Source organism: Sinorhizobium garamanticum (assembly GCF_029892065.1).
GTDB lineage: Bacteria > Pseudomonadota > Alphaproteobacteria > Rhizobiales > Rhizobiaceae > Sinorhizobium > Sinorhizobium garamanticum.
Genome location: NZ_CP120373.1, coordinates 49,848 through 67,905, shown reverse-complemented (window position 1 = coordinate 67,905; position 18,058 = coordinate 49,848). Strand labels below are relative to the sequence as shown.

General features: G+C 60.8%; 18 protein-coding genes. 14 read left to right on the top strand and 4 right to left on the bottom strand.

Annotation, left to right across the window (positions count from 1 at the left end; all coding sequences use genetic code 11):
• Positions 1-141: 141 nt before the first annotated feature.
• Positions 142-615, bottom strand: coding sequence for a BA14K family protein (locus PZN02_RS00320; protein WP_280659668.1), 474 nt, complete (start codon positions 613-615; stop codon positions 142-144).
• Between the two features lie 157 nt (positions 616-772).
• Positions 773-2,839 carry a lytic transglycosylase domain-containing protein gene (locus tag PZN02_RS00315; RefSeq protein ID WP_280659667.1) on the bottom strand — a complete coding sequence of 689 codons (2,067 nt, stop codon included), beginning with the start codon at positions 2,837-2,839 and terminating at the stop codon, positions 773-775.
• Positions 2,840-3,135: 296 nt separating this feature from the next.
• Here PZN02_RS00315 and dapA point away from each other — a divergent pair, with 296 nt between their 5' ends.
• Together dapA and smpB are read left to right on the top strand one after the other, a co-directional pair.
• Positions 3,136-4,020 (top strand): 4-hydroxy-tetrahydrodipicolinate synthase, encoded by an 885-nt coding sequence (gene dapA, locus PZN02_RS00310; RefSeq protein WP_136504096.1) that lies wholly within the window; start codon positions 3,136-3,138, stop codon positions 4,018-4,020.
• Positions 4,020-4,499: an SsrA-binding protein SmpB gene (gene smpB, locus PZN02_RS00305; protein WP_280659666.1), complete on the top strand. Its 480-nt coding sequence runs from the start codon at positions 4,020-4,022 to the stop codon at positions 4,497-4,499. The genes dapA and smpB overlap by 1 nt, the downstream gene beginning before the upstream one ends.
• A gap of 49 nt (positions 4,500-4,548) precedes the next feature.
• Here the strand turns inward: smpB and PZN02_RS00300 are convergent, their stop codons facing one another.
• Positions 4,549-5,127: a LabA-like NYN domain-containing protein gene (locus tag PZN02_RS00300; protein WP_280659665.1), complete on the bottom strand. Its 579-nt coding sequence runs from the start codon at positions 5,125-5,127 to the stop codon at positions 4,549-4,551.
• 468 nt (positions 5,128-5,595) lie between these two features.
• Between PZN02_RS00300 and rpoZ the strand changes: the two genes are divergently transcribed.
• From rpoZ to era, 10 genes are all read left to right on the top strand, one after another.
• Positions 5,596-6,003 carry a DNA-directed RNA polymerase subunit omega gene (gene rpoZ, locus PZN02_RS00295; protein WP_136504099.1) on the top strand — a complete coding sequence of 136 codons (408 nt, stop codon included), beginning with the start codon at positions 5,596-5,598 and terminating at the stop codon, positions 6,001-6,003.
• Positions 6,004-6,106: 103 nt separating this feature from the next.
• On the top strand, positions 6,107-8,332 hold the full coding sequence (locus PZN02_RS00290) for a RelA/SpoT family protein (RefSeq protein ID WP_225105109.1): 2,226 nt from the start codon (positions 6,107-6,109) through the stop codon (positions 8,330-8,332).
• A 468-nt stretch (positions 8,333-8,800) separates the two neighbouring features.
• Positions 8,801-9,769 carry an MBL fold metallo-hydrolase gene (locus PZN02_RS00285; protein WP_280659664.1) on the top strand — a complete coding sequence of 323 codons (969 nt, stop codon included), beginning with the start codon at positions 8,801-8,803 and terminating at the stop codon, positions 9,767-9,769.
• A gap of 39 nt (positions 9,770-9,808) precedes the next feature.
• Positions 9,809-10,027 (top strand): (2Fe-2S)-binding protein, encoded by a 219-nt coding sequence (locus PZN02_RS00280; RefSeq protein ID WP_280659663.1) that lies wholly within the window; start codon positions 9,809-9,811, stop codon positions 10,025-10,027.
• Between the two features lie 201 nt (positions 10,028-10,228).
• Complete coding sequence (locus tag PZN02_RS00275; protein ID WP_280659662.1) at positions 10,229-10,381, top strand: DUF3563 family protein; 153 nt, start codon at positions 10,229-10,231, stop codon at positions 10,379-10,381.
• 158 nt (positions 10,382-10,539) lie between these two features.
• Positions 10,540-11,130: a DUF2062 domain-containing protein gene (locus PZN02_RS00270; protein ID WP_280659661.1), complete on the top strand. Its 591-nt coding sequence runs from the start codon at positions 10,540-10,542 to the stop codon at positions 11,128-11,130.
• The gene (gene acpS / locus PZN02_RS00265) at positions 11,127-11,546 is read left to right on the top strand and encodes a holo-ACP synthase (RefSeq protein ID WP_180940558.1); all 420 of its coding nucleotides are present in this window, start codon (positions 11,127-11,129) and stop codon (positions 11,544-11,546) included. The genes PZN02_RS00270 and acpS overlap by 4 nt, the downstream gene beginning before the upstream one ends.
• 147 nt (positions 11,547-11,693) lie before the next feature.
• A complete protein-coding gene (lepB, locus tag PZN02_RS00260) occupies positions 11,694-12,437 on the top strand; it encodes a signal peptidase I (protein WP_280659660.1) in 744 nt (247 codons plus the stop codon).
• A complete protein-coding gene (gene rnc, locus PZN02_RS00255) occupies positions 12,437-13,153 on the top strand; it encodes a ribonuclease III (protein ID WP_280659659.1) in 717 nt (238 codons plus the stop codon). Before lepB ends, rnc begins: the two co-directional genes overlap by 1 nt.
• Before the next feature lie 8 nt (positions 13,154-13,161).
• Positions 13,162-14,091 (top strand): GTPase Era, encoded by a 930-nt coding sequence (gene era, locus PZN02_RS00250; RefSeq protein ID WP_280659658.1) that lies wholly within the window; start codon positions 13,162-13,164, stop codon positions 14,089-14,091.
• 110 nt (positions 14,092-14,201) lie between these two features.
• Here the strand turns inward: era and PZN02_RS00245 are convergent, their stop codons facing one another.
• The gene (locus PZN02_RS00245; RefSeq protein WP_280659657.1) at positions 14,202-15,200 is read right to left on the bottom strand and encodes a glycerophosphodiester phosphodiesterase family protein; all 999 of its coding nucleotides are present in this window, start codon (positions 15,198-15,200) and stop codon (positions 14,202-14,204) included.
• 171 nt (positions 15,201-15,371) lie between these two features.
• On the opposite strand from PZN02_RS00245, the gene PZN02_RS00240 reads away from it, so the two are divergent.
• Positions 15,372-16,370: a glutathione S-transferase family protein gene (locus PZN02_RS00240; protein WP_280659656.1), complete on the top strand. Its 999-nt coding sequence runs from the start codon at positions 15,372-15,374 to the stop codon at positions 16,368-16,370.
• 370 nt (positions 16,371-16,740) lie between these two features.
• Positions 16,741-17,997, top strand: coding sequence for a cyclopropane fatty acid synthase (locus tag PZN02_RS00235; protein ID WP_280659655.1), 1,257 nt, complete (start codon positions 16,741-16,743; stop codon positions 17,995-17,997).
• Positions 17,998-18,058: the final 61 nt, after the last annotated feature.

Here is an 18,058-nt window from a genome sequence, read left to right as displayed (position 1 = left end):
AAGTGGGTGAAGGCTTTAATCCAGGACGGATTGTACCCGGCGCAACGGGTTGTCATGCGAAGATTGAAATCTTTCTACGAAGCCGCGCCTCTTCGCACTTTTGCTCGGTGCGAAGAGCCGCGGATTGCCACCGTCGATGCCTTAGCTGTAGGGCGAGTAGCACGGGCGACGCGGGCCGCCATACGGCTGATAGGTGTTGTCCCACGCGCGATATGACCGATAGCGCGCATAGCACCAGCGGGTATGGGCGCTGCCGCCGCCGTAATATCTCGGGCCAGCATATCTAGGCTGGCTCAGCAGACCACCGACGATCGCACCGGTCGCCAGGCCGCCGATGAATGCGCCGAAATCGTTGTCATCATCGTAGTCGCGATGGTAACGGCGATAGTAACGGCCACGATCATAGCCGCGCCGGTAGTAACCGCGCCGTGGACAGCTGACACCCCAGCAGCGGGGCCTACTCTTCCGTTCTTCACCGCGCTCATAGGGGAACTGCGCGAGCTGCACGTCCGCAGCTTGCGGCTTTACTGCCGGAGCGATCGGAAATGCTTCTGCGGGCGGAACGCTGCTCATCGCCGTTGCCAGCGACAGGGCGACAATTGCTAACGTCTTCATTGGCTTCACCATTTCCTTTCGAGACAGACGGATTCTTTTAGGAAGGAAATGGCTGAAATGGCATTTTGTGCCGTGTTCCGATTGCCGATCACGATCATTTGATCGCCGCGTTTGCGTCGCGAAAAGCTCTGCTCGACAAGCCCGATACCATCTGGGCTTAGGGCAATTGACGCCCCGTTCTCAAGTCGGCGACGATGTCCGCGGGCTCTCCCAACCGGGCCTTGTAGACCTGGTAGTTCTCCATCACCCGCTGGACATAGTTGCGCGTCTCTTGAAAGGGGATGCGTTCGATCCAGTCCACCACGTCATCGATCGGCTTGCCGCGCGGGTCGCCATAACGCTCGAGCCATTCCGGCACCCGGCCCGGGCCGGCATTGTAAGCGATGAATGTCAGGATGTAGGAGCCGCCGAAACTGTTGATCTGCTCGCCGAGATAGTGCGCCCCGAGTGTGGCATTGTAGCCTGCATCGGTCGTCAGGCGGTCCTTGGAATACGCAAGGCCGAAGCGGCTTGCGATGCCCTTGGCCGTTCCCGGCAGAAGTTGCAGTAGCCCGCGGGCATTGGCGGCGGAGACGGCGGCAGGGTTGAAGGCGCTTTCTTGCCGGGCAATCGCATAGGCAAGCGCCTTGCCGGCGCCGGTGATATCGGCGCTGGACGGGATGACGCCGACCGGAAAGGCGAGTGCGGCGACATCGATGCCGCGGGCGAAAGCGATTTTGCCAACTTGCAGCGAAAGTTGGTGATTGCCGGTCTTTTCCGCCCGCGCTGCAAGCATCGCGAGTTCGCCGGGGCTGGTCAGCTCTTCGGCGAGCGACCGGTAAAGACTGTCCGCACGCCAGCCATGGCCTGCGGCGTCGAGCCGGGCGATAGCCCGGACGGCCTCGCGACCTTCGAATCGTGTTCGATCCTCCGGCGTCGGGGAGGGGTAGCCTACGTCAAGCGTCGGGCGGCCGAGCCTAGCTGCGGCAAGTTGCCCGTAGAACGTGCCCGAGTAGCGCGCCGCGTTGCCAAAATATTCGCTCGAATTGCCAGGTCGCCCCGCTTCGGCGGCGCGTCCGAGCCAGTACCAGGCGCGCGAGGCCGAGATCGGTCGGCCCGACGCCTCCAGGATCTTCTGGAAATGGCCTGCCGCAGTTGCCGGATCTTCCAGGCCCCGGAGTGCGTACCAGCCGGCATGAAACTCGGCATCGACAATATCCGCCGCTTCGGTTGCCGTGTGATTGGCGGCGATGCGGTAGGCGCCGCGGAAATCGCCCGCGTCGAGCAGTCCGCGGCTTACGATGCGCTGCTCGATCCACCATTCGCCCGGATTGACGAGGGCGTCGCTGTCCCTCGGCCTTTGGGCGAGAAGCTTGGCCGCCTCCTGGTATTTCTCCTGCTTGCGCAGATGCTCGATGCGGACAAACAGAAAGGCGGGGTCGTCCCGCCACGACGGGTCGACGGCCTCGATCAGCGATGCCGCATTGCCGGTGCCACGGATAACCGCGGCCCAAGCGCGGTATAGCGATTGCGCTTTACCGAGGTCGCCGAAGCGCCCCGCCTGCTCGATGCGGCCGCGATGGAGAAGCATCTCCATACGGCGCTTGTGATCGGCGGTCGTCAGCAGGCCGGAAAATTCCGAGAGGATCTTTGCTTCGGTGTCCTTATCGAGCGCCTCTTTCCACCATACGGCGCGTAGATGTCTTGCCGCGACGGCCTCTTGCCCTTGTGCCGCGAGCGCCCGCGCCAGGATGATCGCTCCCTCTGCGGTTTCGGGCCGGGTAGCTCCGAAGGCGGCGATCACATCTGCTGCAGGCGGATTTTCCCGATAGAGCGCCCTTTCCGAATGCAGCCGCAGCGATTTCAGACCGGGCCAGCCTTGAAGCTCCCTCTGTGCCTCAGCGATTTCGTAGGATGGAATGCCCTTCTGCCCAGAAACGGCGATGGCCCAGGTGAGGATGTGGCGCTCCAGAGTTCCGGAGGGCATGCCGTCGCGAACGGCGATTGCTTTGGCGGGCTGGCGATTGGAAAGCGCGTCGAGGCCCGTTTTCAAGTCTGCGCCGATCGGCGTGACGGCCGCGGGTACTGTGCTGGTGAGGTCCTTGCTCGCGACCCGTCCGGCTTTGCCGGCCGAGCCAGGCTTGTTCGCCGGTACCGGTGCCCGCGCCTCGCTCCCCGCAACCGAGGAAGCCAGCATCACGGCACCGACCATGGCTGCGACAGGCAGAAGGAGTGGTCCGCGCATCAAGAGCCCCCGAGTTTCCCCATTCATTCTCCGCCGGACAGCCTGCCGAAAAGTTAGCGGCATTTATCGATCGCCGCAAATCATGGGTGCGGTATTCTCAAGGGGTCCGCTCCGGCATTGCTCCGAGCTGGCCGAACCGCCTCTCGCGCTATCGCTTGGATGAAACCGACATGAAATGCGTCTTCACGACGCTTGCCGCAACCACGTCACATGATTATGGTGCGGCAGTTTTTTAACCGTCGATTGCGGCCAAAGCGTGGGAGTTTCCTGCTCCTTGCGGCCGTCAGGAGTTGTGCATGTTCAAGGGTTCCATTCCCGCACTCGTAACACCGTTCACCGCCACTGGCTCGGTGGACGCGGATAGTTTCGTCGCGCATGTGGAATGGCAGATAAAAGAGGGCAGCCACGGCCTGGTGCCGGTGGGCACCACGGGGGAGTCGCCGACCTTGTCTCACGATGAACACAAGAAGGTCGTCGAACTCTGTGTCGAAGCGGCGGCCGGCCGCGTGCCCGTCATTGCCGGTGCCGGCTCCAACAATACGACCGAAGCGATCGAGCTTGCACAGCATGCCGAGAAGGCGGGCGCCGACGCCCTTCTGGTCGTGACGCCCTATTACAACAAGCCGACGCAGAAGGGTCTCTTTGCCCATTATGGAGCAATCGCCGAAAGCGTGAAGCTGCCGATCGTAATTTATAATATTCCCGGTCGTTCGGTCGTCGACATGAGTGTCGAGACCATGGCCGCGCTGGCAAAGGCTTATCCGACGATCATCGGCGTCAAGGATGCGACCGGCAAGATCGAGCGTGTCTCCGAGCAACGCATGGCCTGCGGCAAGGAGTTCGTGCAACTCTCCGGGGAGGATGCGACGGCCCTTGGCTTCAACGCACATGGCGGTGTTGGCTGCATTTCCGTGACCGCCAATGTTGCGCCGCGCCTTTGCGCGGAATTTCAGGAAGCGACACTTGCCGGCGAATTCGCAAAGGCGCTCGAGTATCAGGACAAATTGATGCCGCTTCACAAAGCTATTTTCATGGAGCCTGGCCTCTGCGGCGCAAAATATGCCCTGCATCGCCTGGGGCGGATGAGCCGTGCCGTTCGTTCGCCGCTCCTGGCGACGCTTGAGCCGGGCACGGAAGCGGCGATCGATGCGGCGCTCCGGCATGCGGGATTGATGAACTGATGGCCCCCAAAGGCAGCCAGAGCACGGTCAAGAAGGTCGTGGCGGAGAACCGCAAGGCCCGCTTTAACTACGAGATCGTCGATACCTACGAAGCCGGTCTTGTGCTGACCGGCACGGAGGTCAAGTCGCTGCGTGAAGGAAAGGCCAACATTTCGGAGTCCTACGCCACCGACGAAGGCGGCGAGATCTGGCTGATCAACTCCTATCTGCCGGAATATTTGCAGGCCAACCGCTTCAATCATGAAACGCGGCGGCGTCGCAAATTGCTGTTGTCGAAGCGGGAAGTGAACCGGCTGCAGGGTGCCGTCAACCGCGAAGGTATGTCGCTGATCCCGCTCAGGATCTATTTCAATGACCGCGGGCGGGCGAAGCTGGAGCTTGCACTGGGTAAGGGCAAGAAGCTGCACGACAAGCGTGAGACCTCCAAGGAACGCGATTGGAACCGGCAGAAGAACCGCCTGCTCAAGGAGCGCGGCTGAACTGGTCGGTGAGGGGCGCTCGCGCCGGCCCTGCCTGGATTTCCTGATCTTAGAGCTCGACGTCGTCGGCGACCGGCTCGACCGCACGCGGCGTGCGTTCCGAGGGTTCCCGGCCGATCTCGTTTCTAAGTGTGACGAGGTCGATGAAGTGATCCGCCTGGCGTCGCAGATCGTCGGCGATCATGGGCGGTTGGGTCGACATGGTCGAGACCACCGAGACCTTGCGGCCCTTGCGCTGCAGTGCTTCGACGAGCGTGGTGAAGTCGCCGTCGCCCGAGAAGATGACGAGATGATCGACTGTTTCGGACTGCTCCATGGCGTCGATCGCCAGCTCGATATCCATGTTGCCCTTGATCTTGCGTCGTCCGAGCGAGTCGGTGAATTCCTTGGCCGGCTTGGTGATGACTTTGTAGCCATTGTAGTCCAGCCAGTCGATCAAGGGACGGATCGACGAATATTCCTGGTCTTCGATAAGCGCGGTGTAATAGTAGGCCCGAAGCAGGTATCCGCGTTTCTGGAACGCTTTCAGCAGCTTGCGATAGTCGATGTCGAAACCGAGACTTTTCGATGCGGCGTAGAGATTGGCGCCGTCTATGAAAAGTGCGATTTTCTCGCGGGGATCGAACATCGTAATTTCCTTTTCATGCCCGGCGCATTTTCGACCTCCCGAAGGAAGCGTGCGCAGAAAATAGGTGGATTACATTAATAATTGCTGATATTGCAAATAATGTAGGTTATACCACGCATTAATCCAAGCAGCGCACGGCGCCTATAGCTAGTTTTAGCAGTTGCTGCAGTTCGTCCACACTTCAATTTCCGATTGCTGCTGCACATTCGACCATTGCATCATGCAATGCAATCGGCATGTGTGGCCACAGTTGCGGCGCGTAATACGCCATATTCTATCATGTGTCATTGGTTGATGTGAGCACCGAATGCAGGAAAAACTTGAACTTATGCTGTTTTGATTGTATCCGAGCGGCTAATTCCTGAAATCGGAGCTGATGAGGCCGTCAAGCGACGGCTGTTCCGGTCTCGGGTCGTTTAATCCGTGCAGCGGCAACGCCGCCGCGCTTTGAGTTGCAAAGGACAGGCTATGGCCCGCGTCACCGTCGAAGACTGCATTGACAAAGTCGACAACCGTTTCGAACTTGTTTTGCTCGCCAGCCACCGCGCGCGCCTGATTTCGCAGGGTGCTGCTATCACCGTTGATCGCGACAACGATAAGAACCCTGTCGTGGCGCTGCGCGAGATCGCTGACGAGACCCTTTCGCCCGGCGACCTGAAGGAGGACTTGATCCACTCGCTGCAGAAGCACGTCGAGGTGGACGAGCCCGAGCCAGATCCGGCTTCGCTGACCCAGCCGGAAGCGGCGGCCGCTTTCGCGGATGCGGCGGAAGAGGAAGATCAGCCGGAAGCCCTGACATTCGACCGCATGTCCGAAGAGGAACTGCTTGCGGGCATCGAAGGTCTTGTGCCTCCGGAAAAGAGCGACGACTACTAAGATCCGCTCCGGAACGCATGTTCCGACGTGTTTTCAAAGCAGTGCGCCACTCCTATGATTGGCGCACTTTTTTGTTTGCTTTTTCCCACGGAGCCGCCAGCGGATGATGCGCCAATACGAGCTCGTTGAGCGCGTGCAGAAATACAAGCCCGACGTCAATGAAGCCTTGCTGAACAAGGCTTACGTCTATGCCATGCAGAAGCACGGCCAGCAGAAACGGGCAAGCGGCGATCCTTACATCTCTCATCCCCTCGAAGTGGCGGCCATCCTTACGGAAATGCATCTGGACGAGTCCACGATCGCGGTTGCCCTGCTGCACGATACGATCGAGGACACGACCGCGACACGGCAGGAGATCGACGATCTCTTCGGCGAAGACATTGGTGCGCTGGTCGAGGGCCTGACGAAGATCAAGAAGCTCGATCTCGTCACCAAAAAGGCGAAGCAGGCGGAAAACCTGCGCAAACTTTTGCTTGCCATCTCGGATGACGTCCGCGTTCTGCTCGTCAAGCTTGCCGACCGGCTGCACAACATGCGCACGCTTGACCATATGTCGCCGGAGAAGCGCGCACGCATTTCCGAAGAGACGATGGACATCTATGCGCCGCTGGCCGGGCGCATGGGCATGCAGGACATGCGCGAGGAGCTCGAGAACCTCGCTTTCCGCCATATCAACCCCGAGGCCTACGAGACGGTCACCAGGCGGCTGCAGGAACTGTCCGAGCGCAACGAGGGCCTGATCAAGAAGATCGAGGAGGAACTGAGCGAACTGCTGCAGGCCGAGGGCCTGAAGGAGGCGCTGGTCAAGGGGCGTCAGAAGAAGCCCTATTCGGTCTTTCGCAAGATGCAGTCGAAATCGCTTTCTTTCGAGCAACTGTCGGACGTCTGGGGCTTCCGCATCATTGTCGATGATATTCCCTCGTGCTACCGGGCGCTCGGCATCGTGCACACGCGCTGGCGTGTCGTCCCGGGTCGCTTCAAGGACTATATTTCGACGCCGAAGCAGAACGACTACCAATCGCTGCACACGACGATCATCGGCCCGTCGCGCCAGCGCATCGAGCTGCAGATCCGCACGAAGCGTATGCACGATATCGCAGAATACGGCATCGCCGCGCACGCGCTCTACAAGGACCGCGACGCCGTGGCGGCGGATGCGCCGCGATCACCGACGTCGAACGCTTATTCCTGGCTTCGCCGCACGATCGAAGCGTTGGCGGAAGGCGACAATCCCGAGGAGTTCCTGGAACACACGAAGCTCGAGCTGTTCCAGGATCAGGTATTCTGTTTCACACCCAAGGGGCAGCTGATCGCCCTGCCGCGTGGCGCCACGCCGATCGATTTCGCCTATGCCGTGCATACGAATATCGGCGATACCTGCGTCGGTGCCAAGATCAACGGCCGCATCATGCCTTTGGTCACGCGCCTCAACAACGGTGACGAGGTCGAGATCATCCGCTCCGGCATTCAGGTGCCACCGCCCGCGTGGGAGGAAATCGTGGTCACCGGCAAGGCGCGCGCTGCGATCCGTCGTGCGACGCGGGCGGCCGTCCGCAAGCAATATGCCGGTCTCGGCTACCGCATTCTGGAGCGGACCTTCGAGCGCGCCGGCAAGAGTTTTTCGCGCGAGGGGCTGAAGCCGGCCTTGCACAGGCTCGGGCAGAAGGAAGTCGAGGACGCTATCGCCGCCGTCGGGCGGGGCGAACTGTCCTCGCTCGACGTCCTGCGCGCCGTATTCCCAGATCATCAGGACGAGCGCGTCACGGTAAAGCCCAGCGCAGATGATGGCTGGTTCAATATGCGCAGCGCCGCAGGAATGGTCTTCAAGCTTCCCGGCCGCACGAAAGAGATGGTTGATGCGCAACAGGCCGAAGGGCCGGAAGCGTTACCGATCCGCGGGCTTTCCGGCAATGCCGAGGTGCATTTCAGTCCGGCTGGCGCTGTTCCGGGCGACCGCATCGTCGGTATCATGGACCGCGACAAGGGGATTACCATCTATCCGATCCAGTCGCCGATCCTGCAAAAGTTCGATGACGAGCCGGAGCGCTGGATCGATGTGCGCTGGGATCTCGACGAGGCGAACAACAGCCGGTTCATAGCCAGGATCGCGGTCAGTGCGCTGAACGAGCCCGGCACCCTGGCGGAGATCGCCCAAGCGATCGCGACGACCGATGTCAACATCCGTTCGCTCTCCATGGGACGGGTAGCGGCGGATTTCAGCGAGCTGCAATTTGACCTGGAAGTCTGGGATCTGCGTCAGTTGAACCATCTGATCGCCCAACTCAAAGAGTTGCCGAGCATTTCCATGGTCAAGCGGCTGTTCGAATAGCCACGTCAGGAAACTGCGAGGAGAGGTCCACCAGCCATCGCCATTCTTCAGCGGCGAGGTTGGCGGTTCGTGTCATTGAGTCGCGCCCTACTGCATGATTGCGGCGCATGCCGATCGACGGGGGCCGGCGGCGGAGGTGGCCGATACGGCCTTGGGTAAGGCGGTCCACGTAGTTGAAGCAGCTCCTCCTGGCATCTTTCCTGCTCGAAAGAGCACCTCAAGAGTGTCGCGGATATCGAGGACGCAGAGCGGCCTCGAGTCAACGCTGAGCGCCGGGGCACCGTTCCGCGGGCGAGAGCGTCTACTCTTTCATACCAGCCTCTTCACCATCAAATCTTTGCTGCGGTCGATGGAGAGCACAGGCTACCCCATACTCAGGTGTAGCTCGTGCGCCAACACGCTTCAACATAGAGTCCGCGACGTGGCTCGTGACCGACACGTCTCGATCACGCAAGACAGGAGCGCATCATGTCGCAGGCAGAAGCAAAACGCCGTACGATTGGTCAGCAGGAGACAAACATGAGCTTGGACAACACCTTACACCCGGGTAGAACGGTACCCGAAGAGTTGGTTCCTTCGCGCTATGCGGTGCGGGTCGGCGAGATTGACGTGCTGGTGGTCAGCGATGGGGTGCTACCGCTCCCAACCGCGATGTTGGCCCACAACGTCGACCCGGCCGTCCGGGCGGCCTGGCTGGACGACATGTTCCTGCCGCCGGACGCTTACGATTGGGCGCTGAACGTGGTCGTGGTGCGTAGCGGCAGCCAGACCATACTCGTCGACGCTGGGCTAGGGTTCGACCCGGACTTGAACTTGCCGCGGGCCGGGCAGTTGATCAAGCGGCTGGATTCCGCCGGCATCGATCTTGCGTCCGTGACCGACGTGGTGCTTACCCACATGCACATGGACCACATTGGCGGGCTGCTCGTCGACGGGATGAAGGAGCGACTGCGTCCGGACCTGCGGATCCACGTGGCGGCCGCAGAGGTCAAGTTCTGGGAGACGCCCGATTTCTCCCGCGTCTCCATGCCGCCGGGGTTCCCGGACGCGCTTCGGTCGGCGGCCAAGCGGTTCGTGAAAGAGTACCAGAGCCAGCTGCGGCTGTTCGATGAGGAGTCCGAGGTGGCGCCGGGGGTTGTTGTCCGTCGCACCGGCGGCCACACCCCCGGACACAGCGTGGTCCGCGTGGCGTCGGGCGGCGACGGGCTGACGTTCGCCGGCGACCTCGTGTTCCAGGTCGGGTTCGAACACCCCGAGTGGTACAACGGCTTCGAACACGACCCCGAGGAGGCGGCCCGCGTCCGGGTCCGTCTTTTGCGGGAGCTGGCGGCGACCGGCGAGCTGCTGGTGGCCACTCACCTGCCGTTCCCGTCCGTCGGCCACGTGGCGGGCGACGGCGACCACTTTCGTTGGGTACCTGTTTTCTGGGACTACTGACCGTTTGTTGGGTGAGTGCCGAACGAGAACCGTCGCGCCATGATCGTCTGTTCGTGCAATGTGTTGAGTGATCAGGATGTCCGCTCCGCCGTCGAGGCGGGGCGGACGCGCTCGACCAGCCGAGTCTATGGCTGTCTCGGCTGCAGTGCCCAGTGCGGGCGCTGTGCGCGCACCATCCAACGCATCATGGACGAGGTGCTCGGCAGCGCCCGTGCAGCACCTGCAATAGCAGCGCGCGGTCCTCGCAACCCTGACTAGGCCGGTCCGCGGCGGCGCAACAATTGGGATGCCGAGTCCCGAACGTATGTTCTCTATGCATCTGCCCACGGAATGGGCACGTAACAGGATGGAACGTCGCATGTTATGCGTCTCCTGCATGGCTGCCGCCTCATCCTGACGCTGGTGGTGCAGCGGTCGCTAATCTATCTTTCGCTCGGGAGGTAAACGAAGAGGTTTGCCATGTTCAAGCACTTGAAGAAACTTACCCGTGCCCTGCACGTTCCGACCATTGAAGAGCGTGAGGTCGCCTATCTGAACGGCTCCGTCGATCGCATCGACCTGGAATACCGCCAGCGCCAGATCGATCGTGGCCTGTTCCGCAACAGCTTCTGATTTGTTGCGCTGCCTTCAGGACGCACTTCGCAATAAGCTATGCGTCAAGCGAATAGCTCCGTTGCAAATTTCCGCGGCGCCGCACGTGACTTGCCTGTGACAGACATGACGCCTATCTTGCGGCCCACAACGGGGCGGAGGCGCTTTGGGGCGTGCCCATGGCCGCTTCGACACGCGATCATGACGGCATAATGTTATTCAGGCGCAGAAAACCGGTTACGATTTCCGAAAGGCTTCGCGCGCTGTTGTGGCCGCGCAAGGGCCTTTCGCGCGGGCTGCGTTACGTTGCCCTGCGCATTCTGCGCCTGTCGTCGTCTCCGCACTCGATCGCGGTCGGGGTTGCGGCCGGCGCCGCATCATCGTTTACGCCGTTCTTCGGCCTTCACATCTTCCTGGCAGTTGCCCTCGCGTCGATTTTTTCCGGCAATCTGCTTGCGGCCGCTATCACGACGGCGCTCGCCAATCCGGTCACTATTCCGATCATCCTGACGGCATCCTACGAAATCGGCAGGGTGCTGACGGGGCCGCAGGATGGCGCAGCCGTCAGCGGCGCTGAGATCGGCGATATGGTCGAGCGCCTGGAACTCGCGGAACTCTGGGGACCGGTCGTCAAACCGATGCTCATCGGCTCACTTCCGCTCGCCATCGTCGGCGCGCTTGTTTTCTACCCGCTTGCCTACCAGGCGGCGCGCTTTTTCCAACAGCGGCGTCGGCGCGCACGTTCCCAAACGATCGGGCACTCATCATGATCATCGGCATCGGCAGCGATCTCATCGATATCCGCCGAATAGAGAACTCGCTCGAGCGTTTTGGCGAACGCTTTGTCAATCGGTGCTTCACAGACATAGAGATTGCAAAATCGGACGGCCGCAAAAACCGCGCCGCCTCCTATGCCAAGCGCTTCGCCGCCAAGGAGGCCTGTTCGAAGGCACTGGGCACCGGCTTGGCTCAAGGGGTCTTCTGGAAGGATATGGGCGTCGTCAACATGCCCGGAGGGAAACCGACGATGCAACTGACCGGCGGCGCAGCCGAGCGGCTCCAGAAAATATTACCCGCAGGTCATCGTGCTGCCATCCACTTGACGATCACGGACGACTTCCCGCTCGCACAAGCCTTCGTGATTATCGAGGCGCTGCCCGTTGCCCCGGTGGAGGGAACGGTTTAGAGCATTCTGCTGAAAGACGGACCGGCGGTCGCTTGAAGCGCAGAGTTCCGGCAACATATACGATCGAATTGCGTGGCGACGCGCAGCACGGAGCCTGAAGCGCAGGTATCGGGCATCCGAAGCAGGATGACAAAGGAAGACAGCAGCGTGCGAGAAAAGACAGAAACGAAGCAGAGCGGCCTCTGGGAGAATGTCAAGGTCATCATCCAGGCGCTGCTTTTGGCGGTCGTCATCCGAACAGTCTTCTTCCAGCCCTTTACGATCCCGTCGGGTTCTATGATGCCGACTCTGCTTGTGGGCGACTACATTTTCGTAAACAAGTTCGCCTACGGCTATTCGAAGTACTCGCTGCCGTTCTCGCCTGACCTTTTTAACGGGCGAATTTTCGCGAGCGAGCCAAAACGCGGCGATATCGTGGTCTTCCGCTTTCCGCCGAATCCCGACATCGACTACATCAAGCGTCTCGTCGGCCTCCCGGGTGACCGGATCCAGGTGAGGAACAGCATCCTCTACGTCAACGACAAGCCCGTCGATCGCGTTCCGGCCGGCGCATTCCGCGCCGACGACCAGTACGACACCGGTGGCGATGTGCCGGTCTACCGTGAGACGATGGACGACGGGGTTTCCTACGACACGCTCGACCAGTTTCCGGATTCGCGCGGCGACAACACGCGTGAGTTCATCGTCCCCGACGGCCACTATTTCATGATGGGCGACAACCGCGACAATTCCGCCGACAGCCGCTTCGACGTCGGCTTCGTACCGGCCGAGAACCTGGTGGGCCGGGCTAGCCTGATCTTCTTCTCGCTCGGCAACGACACGTCGTTCCGCGAGGTCTGGAAATGGCCGGCAAACCTGCGTTATGACCGCCTGTTCAAGGTGGTCGACTGATGAAGGGGCGATCGCTGAGCGCGGAGGATCGGGCGAGGCTCGAGGCCGTGATCGGTTATCAGTTCTCCGAGAAGGAACGTCTGGACCGGGCGCTGACGCATTCCAGTGCCCGCAGCGCCAAGGGCAGCAACTACCAACGTCTCGAATTCCTGGGGGATCGGGTCCTCGGCCTGTGCGTTGCCGAACTGCTGTTTCAGACTTTTCGCGATGCGAACGAGGGTGAACTTTCCGTCCGACTGAACCAACTGGTCAGCGCCGAAAGCTGCGCGAAGGTCGCCGACGATCTGTCGCTGCACGAGTTCATTCGCACCGGTTCGGACGTGAAAAAGATCACCGGCAAGCACATGATGAATGTGCGCGCCGATGTGGTAGAGTCGCTGATCGCCGCCATCTATCTCGACGGCGGTCTGGAGGCGGCGCGCCGCTTCGTGCTGCTTCACTGGACGGACCGGGCGGCCAGCGCCGACGGAGCCCGTCGCGATGCGAAGACCGAATTGCAGGAATGGGCGCACGCCAAATTCGGGGTTGCGCCGAAATACAGGACGGATGATCGCTCTGGCCCCGATCACGACCCGCGCTTCACAGTGACGGTCGAGGTTGCGGGCCTTCAACCGGAGACGGGAACCGATCGCTCCAAACGCGGCGCCGAACAGGTTGCCGCGACACGATTGTTGGAGCGTGAAGGGGTTTGGCAGCAGAAATCTGCTGGAAATTGACGGAAGCTATGACGAATATTGAACATGATACGGCCGCCACCGGCGCGCCGACCCGCTCGGGTTTCGTGGCGCTGATCGGCGCCACCAATGCCGGTAAATCGACGCTCGTCAACCGCCTCGTCGGTGCGAAGGTATCGATCGTCAGTCACAAGGTGCAGACGACGCGCGCCATCGTGCGCGGCATCGCGATCCATGACAACGCGCAGATTGTCTTCATGGATACGCCCGGCATCTTCAAGCCGCGGCGCAGGCTCGACCGCGCCATGGTGACGACCGCCTGGGGTGGTGCCAAGGATGCCGATGTGATCACGCTACTGATCGACAGCGAACGCGGATTGAAGGGCGACGCGGAGGCGATCCTCGAAGGCCTGAAGGAAGTGCATCAGCCGAAGATCCTGTTGCTCAACAAGATCGATCAGGTTCGCCCGGAAGATTTGCTCAAGCTTGCGGCTGCCGCAAACGAAGTGGTCAAGTTCGAACGCACTTTCATGATCTCGGCGCTTTCCGGCTCCGGTTGTGACGATGTCATGGATTATCTTGCGAAGGCGCTGCCGGAAGGCCCCTGGTACTACCCGGAGGATCAGATTTCGGATCTTCCGATGCGCCAGCTTGCCGCCGAGATCACCCGCGAGAAACTGTTCCTCCGGCTGCATCAGGAGCTCCCCTATGCCTCCCACGTCGAGACGGAGAGATGGGAGGAGCGCAAGGACGGTTCCGTGCGCATCGAGCAGGTGATCTATGTCGAGCGCGATAGCCAGAAGAAGATCGCGCTCGGCAAGGGAGGAGAGGCGATCAAGGCGATCTCGACCGCCGCGCGCAAGGAAATCTCTGAAATCCTCGAGCAACCCGTGCACCTTTTTCTGTTCGTAAAAGTGCGCGAGAACTGGGGCGACGATCCGGAGCGCTTCCGCGAGATGGGGCTCGAATTCCCGCGATGACCGCTGATTACAGCGCCGCGCCTCTTATCAGAACGCTGTAATACTTTGAATTGCTGCATGTTTTTATCCTTAAATCGAGTACGATCTGAGGAACGTGCAGGAGGCTGCGGCTATTCGTTGTTGGCTTGGTGGTTCGTGGCCGCCATCCGTTTGCCGAGAAGCGGGGCAATCGTCTCCGCCCGGTTGGTCCAGACGTAGCCGGCGAAATTCTTGGGTACGAGCGTCAAGTCGTCGGCACTGTCGATGCCAGAGGTAAAATCGCCGCCACCATAGCGCCCGAGAAGGATGACCTCACTTCCGGCGTCTCTCATGCGCGCGGCAAAGCGGTCGGGCCAGCCCCAAAGGAACGGCGCGTAGTTGGCCGGCACGGCGACAAGTGTATCGCGGCAGGCTTCCGGTACGATGCCGGTCCATCCGTAGGCGGCATAGCGGCCAAGGCAGGCAAGCGTGGTTTGCTTGTCATAGCCGCGCAAGCCAGGAACCAGCCGCAGGGTTTCTTGCGTCGGCGCGCTGCCGCCATAGACGCCGAAGACGGATTTCCGCCATTCGGGATGGGCGCGCAGCAGGACCGCCAATGTCGCGCCTTCCGCCCGCCGCTCGCTCTTGAAATTGATGAGGAAACGGCCCTGGGGCAGGGCGTTGAATACTTCCGTCAAGGTCGGCATCTGGCCTTGCGCGCGGCCGCGGAAGGGAAAGCTCTTGCCGCCGTCGGCGGTGTAGCCGTAGCCGATGTCGAGCGTCTTCAGTTTCGACATCGGCGTTTGCTCGGTCACGCCCGTTCCATCCGTGCGGCAGTCGAGCGTCCAGTCGTGAAACACAGCAAACTCGCGATCGGGAGTGAGGTGAACATCGAGTTCCACCACCTCCGCGCCGCTGTCCATAGCCGCTTGCATGGAGGCGATCGTGTTTTCGAGATAGGCGTGGCGTGGCGGCTCGATCCGCTCGGCCGTGCATGTATCGTTTTCAACGCCGTCCGGTTTGAACACCTGATGAATGCCGCGATGCGCAAGGATTTTCACCGCGCCGGACGGCGGCGTCACGAGCATGGATGTATTTAGAAACCAGAGGGCGGCAACAATGGCAAACACCGCAACGATGAGCTTCTTCATCGTGACTTCTCCTCTGACGCCGCTTCACCCGGCAATGGGGCCTGAGGATGATGCGAACGCAGGCACGGATTGCGAACGATCTGTCACCTCCGCGCGCAATTGACCGGAAATCAACCCTGTGGAACCTAAGCCATCGGTGCCGGTTTAGGCAACGCCTGCAGGAGGACTCAAATGCCGCAGCTCGTCGATGGAAAATGGGTCAAGGGTGACGTCGCCGCGAGCGAGATGAAGGACGGTGCCTTCCATCGTGAACCGACCCGGTTCCACAGCTGGGTCACGCCCGACGGACGGTCGGGCCCAGATGGGCAACCGGCGCTGCCCGCGGAAACAGGGCGGTACCGGCTGTTCGTCGCTTACCCGTGTCCCTGGGCTTCACGCACGATCGCCATGCGCAACCTCAAAGGCCTCGAAGCCATAGTTGGCGTGACGGTCGCCGAACCCGTTCTGGATGAAGATGGCTGGACCTATGGCCAGCCTGTCGACGCCGGCGTGCGTGTTGGGGAGATTCGATACCATCATCAGCTCTACACGGCGAGCGATCCGCACTATACCGGCAAGGTGTCGGTACCGGTGCTGTGGGACATGAAGGAAGGCCGCATCGTCAACAACGAATCGGCCGACATTATTCGCATCCTCAATTCGGCATTCGACCATCTGACCGGCAATCGGCTGGATTTCTATCCCGCCGCCCTCCATGCGGAGATCGATCGTTGGAACGAGCCGATCTATGCCCGCGTCAACAATGGCGTCTATCGCGCCGGTTTTGCCAAGACGCAGGCAGCCTATGACGAGGCGGTTTTCAGCCTATTCGACATGCTCGACGAACTCGAGCGGCATCTTGCTGCAAATCGATATCTCGCCGGCGCCTATCTCACCGAGGCCGATATCCGGCTCTTCGTCACCTTGATCCGTTTCGATGTTGCCTATCACGGCGTCTTCAAGTGCAACATCCGCCGGATCGAGGACTACCCGTCGCTGTCGAACTATATGCGCGAAATCTATCAATGGCCGGGCATCCGCGAGTCTGTGCGCATCGATCACATCAAACGTGGCTACTACGGCATCCGCCATGTCAATCCGACCGGAATCGTTCCGGCGGGACCGGTGCTTGATTTCGACCGCCCGCACGATCGCAATCGTCTTCGCGGCCTCGGCGTGTTCGGCAGGTAAAGCGGATGGGTGACATACGCGCAGCGGACAGTTCGCCTTTCTTCGAATTTACTAAGGAAGCAGATCTTTGAGGGGCCACAGAGAGCCCCATTGATAAACTGTGGAACGCCGCTAAGTTAATGGAAGTTCTGATGGATAGGAGCCCGGTGGGCCAGCCTGACGAAATTCCCGGTGCGCGGCGACCTTGCGGTGCCTGCCAGCCGGAAGCCGTGGGGCTGCTGCCAAGTCGGTTCTCGCTTTTCAGGATGCGTCGGCGCCGTCTCTTGAAGTGCATGCCGGCGCGCAATCCTCCAAAAGCCGATCGAACCGCCCGAGCATCTCCTATGCGGAAGAACGTTATGTCCGTGTAGGTCTGATGCTGAGGTAGGATATGAATGCGGGATTATTGAACATGCTCCGCCGTCTTGTCCAAAAGGGCAAACTGACGGTTGTTTTCTCATCGGGCGAAGAGGTCGTCCTCGGGGATGGCAGGGGCAAACCCGCCACCATACGGATCGCCGATGCCGAGGCTGAAAAAGCCATCGTACGGGACCCCGGTCTCAAGTTCGGTGAAATGTACATGGACGGTCGCGTCCTCGTCGAGGAAGGCGATATTTTCGACGTGCTGTCCATCGTCAAGAGCAACGATCTCGGAAACGCTGCGACCTTCCGAAATTCGATCGTGGCGCTGCTGCATGTGCTGCGTCAGCAGCTGAAGAGCCGGCTCCCCGTCAACCGCAATCGCTACAATGTCGCGCACCACTATGATCTCGACGGGAAGCTCTTCAATCTCTTCCTCGATGAGGATTGGCAATATTCCTGCGCCTATTTCCATCCGCCGGGAATTTCGCTCGACGAGGCGCAGCGCGCCAAGAAGCGGCACATCGCGGCGAAGCTCTTGCTCGAGCCCGGCCAGAAGGTGCTCGAAGTCGGTTCCGGCTGGGGCGGCATGGCGATGTATCTTGCCGAAGCGTCCGACGTCGAAGTCACCGGCATCACGCTCAGCGAGGAGCAACTGAAGGTCTCGCGCGAACGAGCGGAGCGGCGCGGGCTCGCGGATCGCGTGCGCTTCGAGCTGCAGGACTACCGTACGATGCAGGGGCGGCAGTTCGACCGCATCGTTTCCGTCGGCATGTTCGAGCACGTGGGCATCGGCAACTACGGCAACTTTTTCCGTAAGATGAAAGAGCTGCTGACGCCCGAAGGGGTGATGCTGCTTCACTCCATCGGCCAAATCTACAAGCCCTGGGCCACCAATCCGTGGATCGAGAAATACATCTTCCCCGGCGGCTACATCCCGGCGCTCTCCGAAGTGCTGCCGCCCGTCGAGAGCACTCGGCTGCTCGTCAAGGATATCGAGATTCTGCCGATGCACTATGCCTGGACACTAAGGGCCTGGCGTGAGCGCTTCGTGGCGAAACGGGAGGAGGCGGTCAGGCTCTACGACGAACGCTTCTTCCGGATGTGGGAATTCTATCTCGCGGCCTCGGAAACCGCCTTTCTCTACGACAAGCACTTCGTCTTCCAGCTGCAGCTTTCGCCATCGTTGGGATCGGTGCCGGTATCGCGGGACTATATCGCTCAAAAGGAGCGCGAACTGCTCGAATTCGAGAGAACGCGTCGGCGATTGGAACTGGTTGCGGTCTAGAGCCGGCATAGGAACCACCCCTGATCCTGCTGCCCCTTCTCCTCCAGGCTGGAGAAGGGGG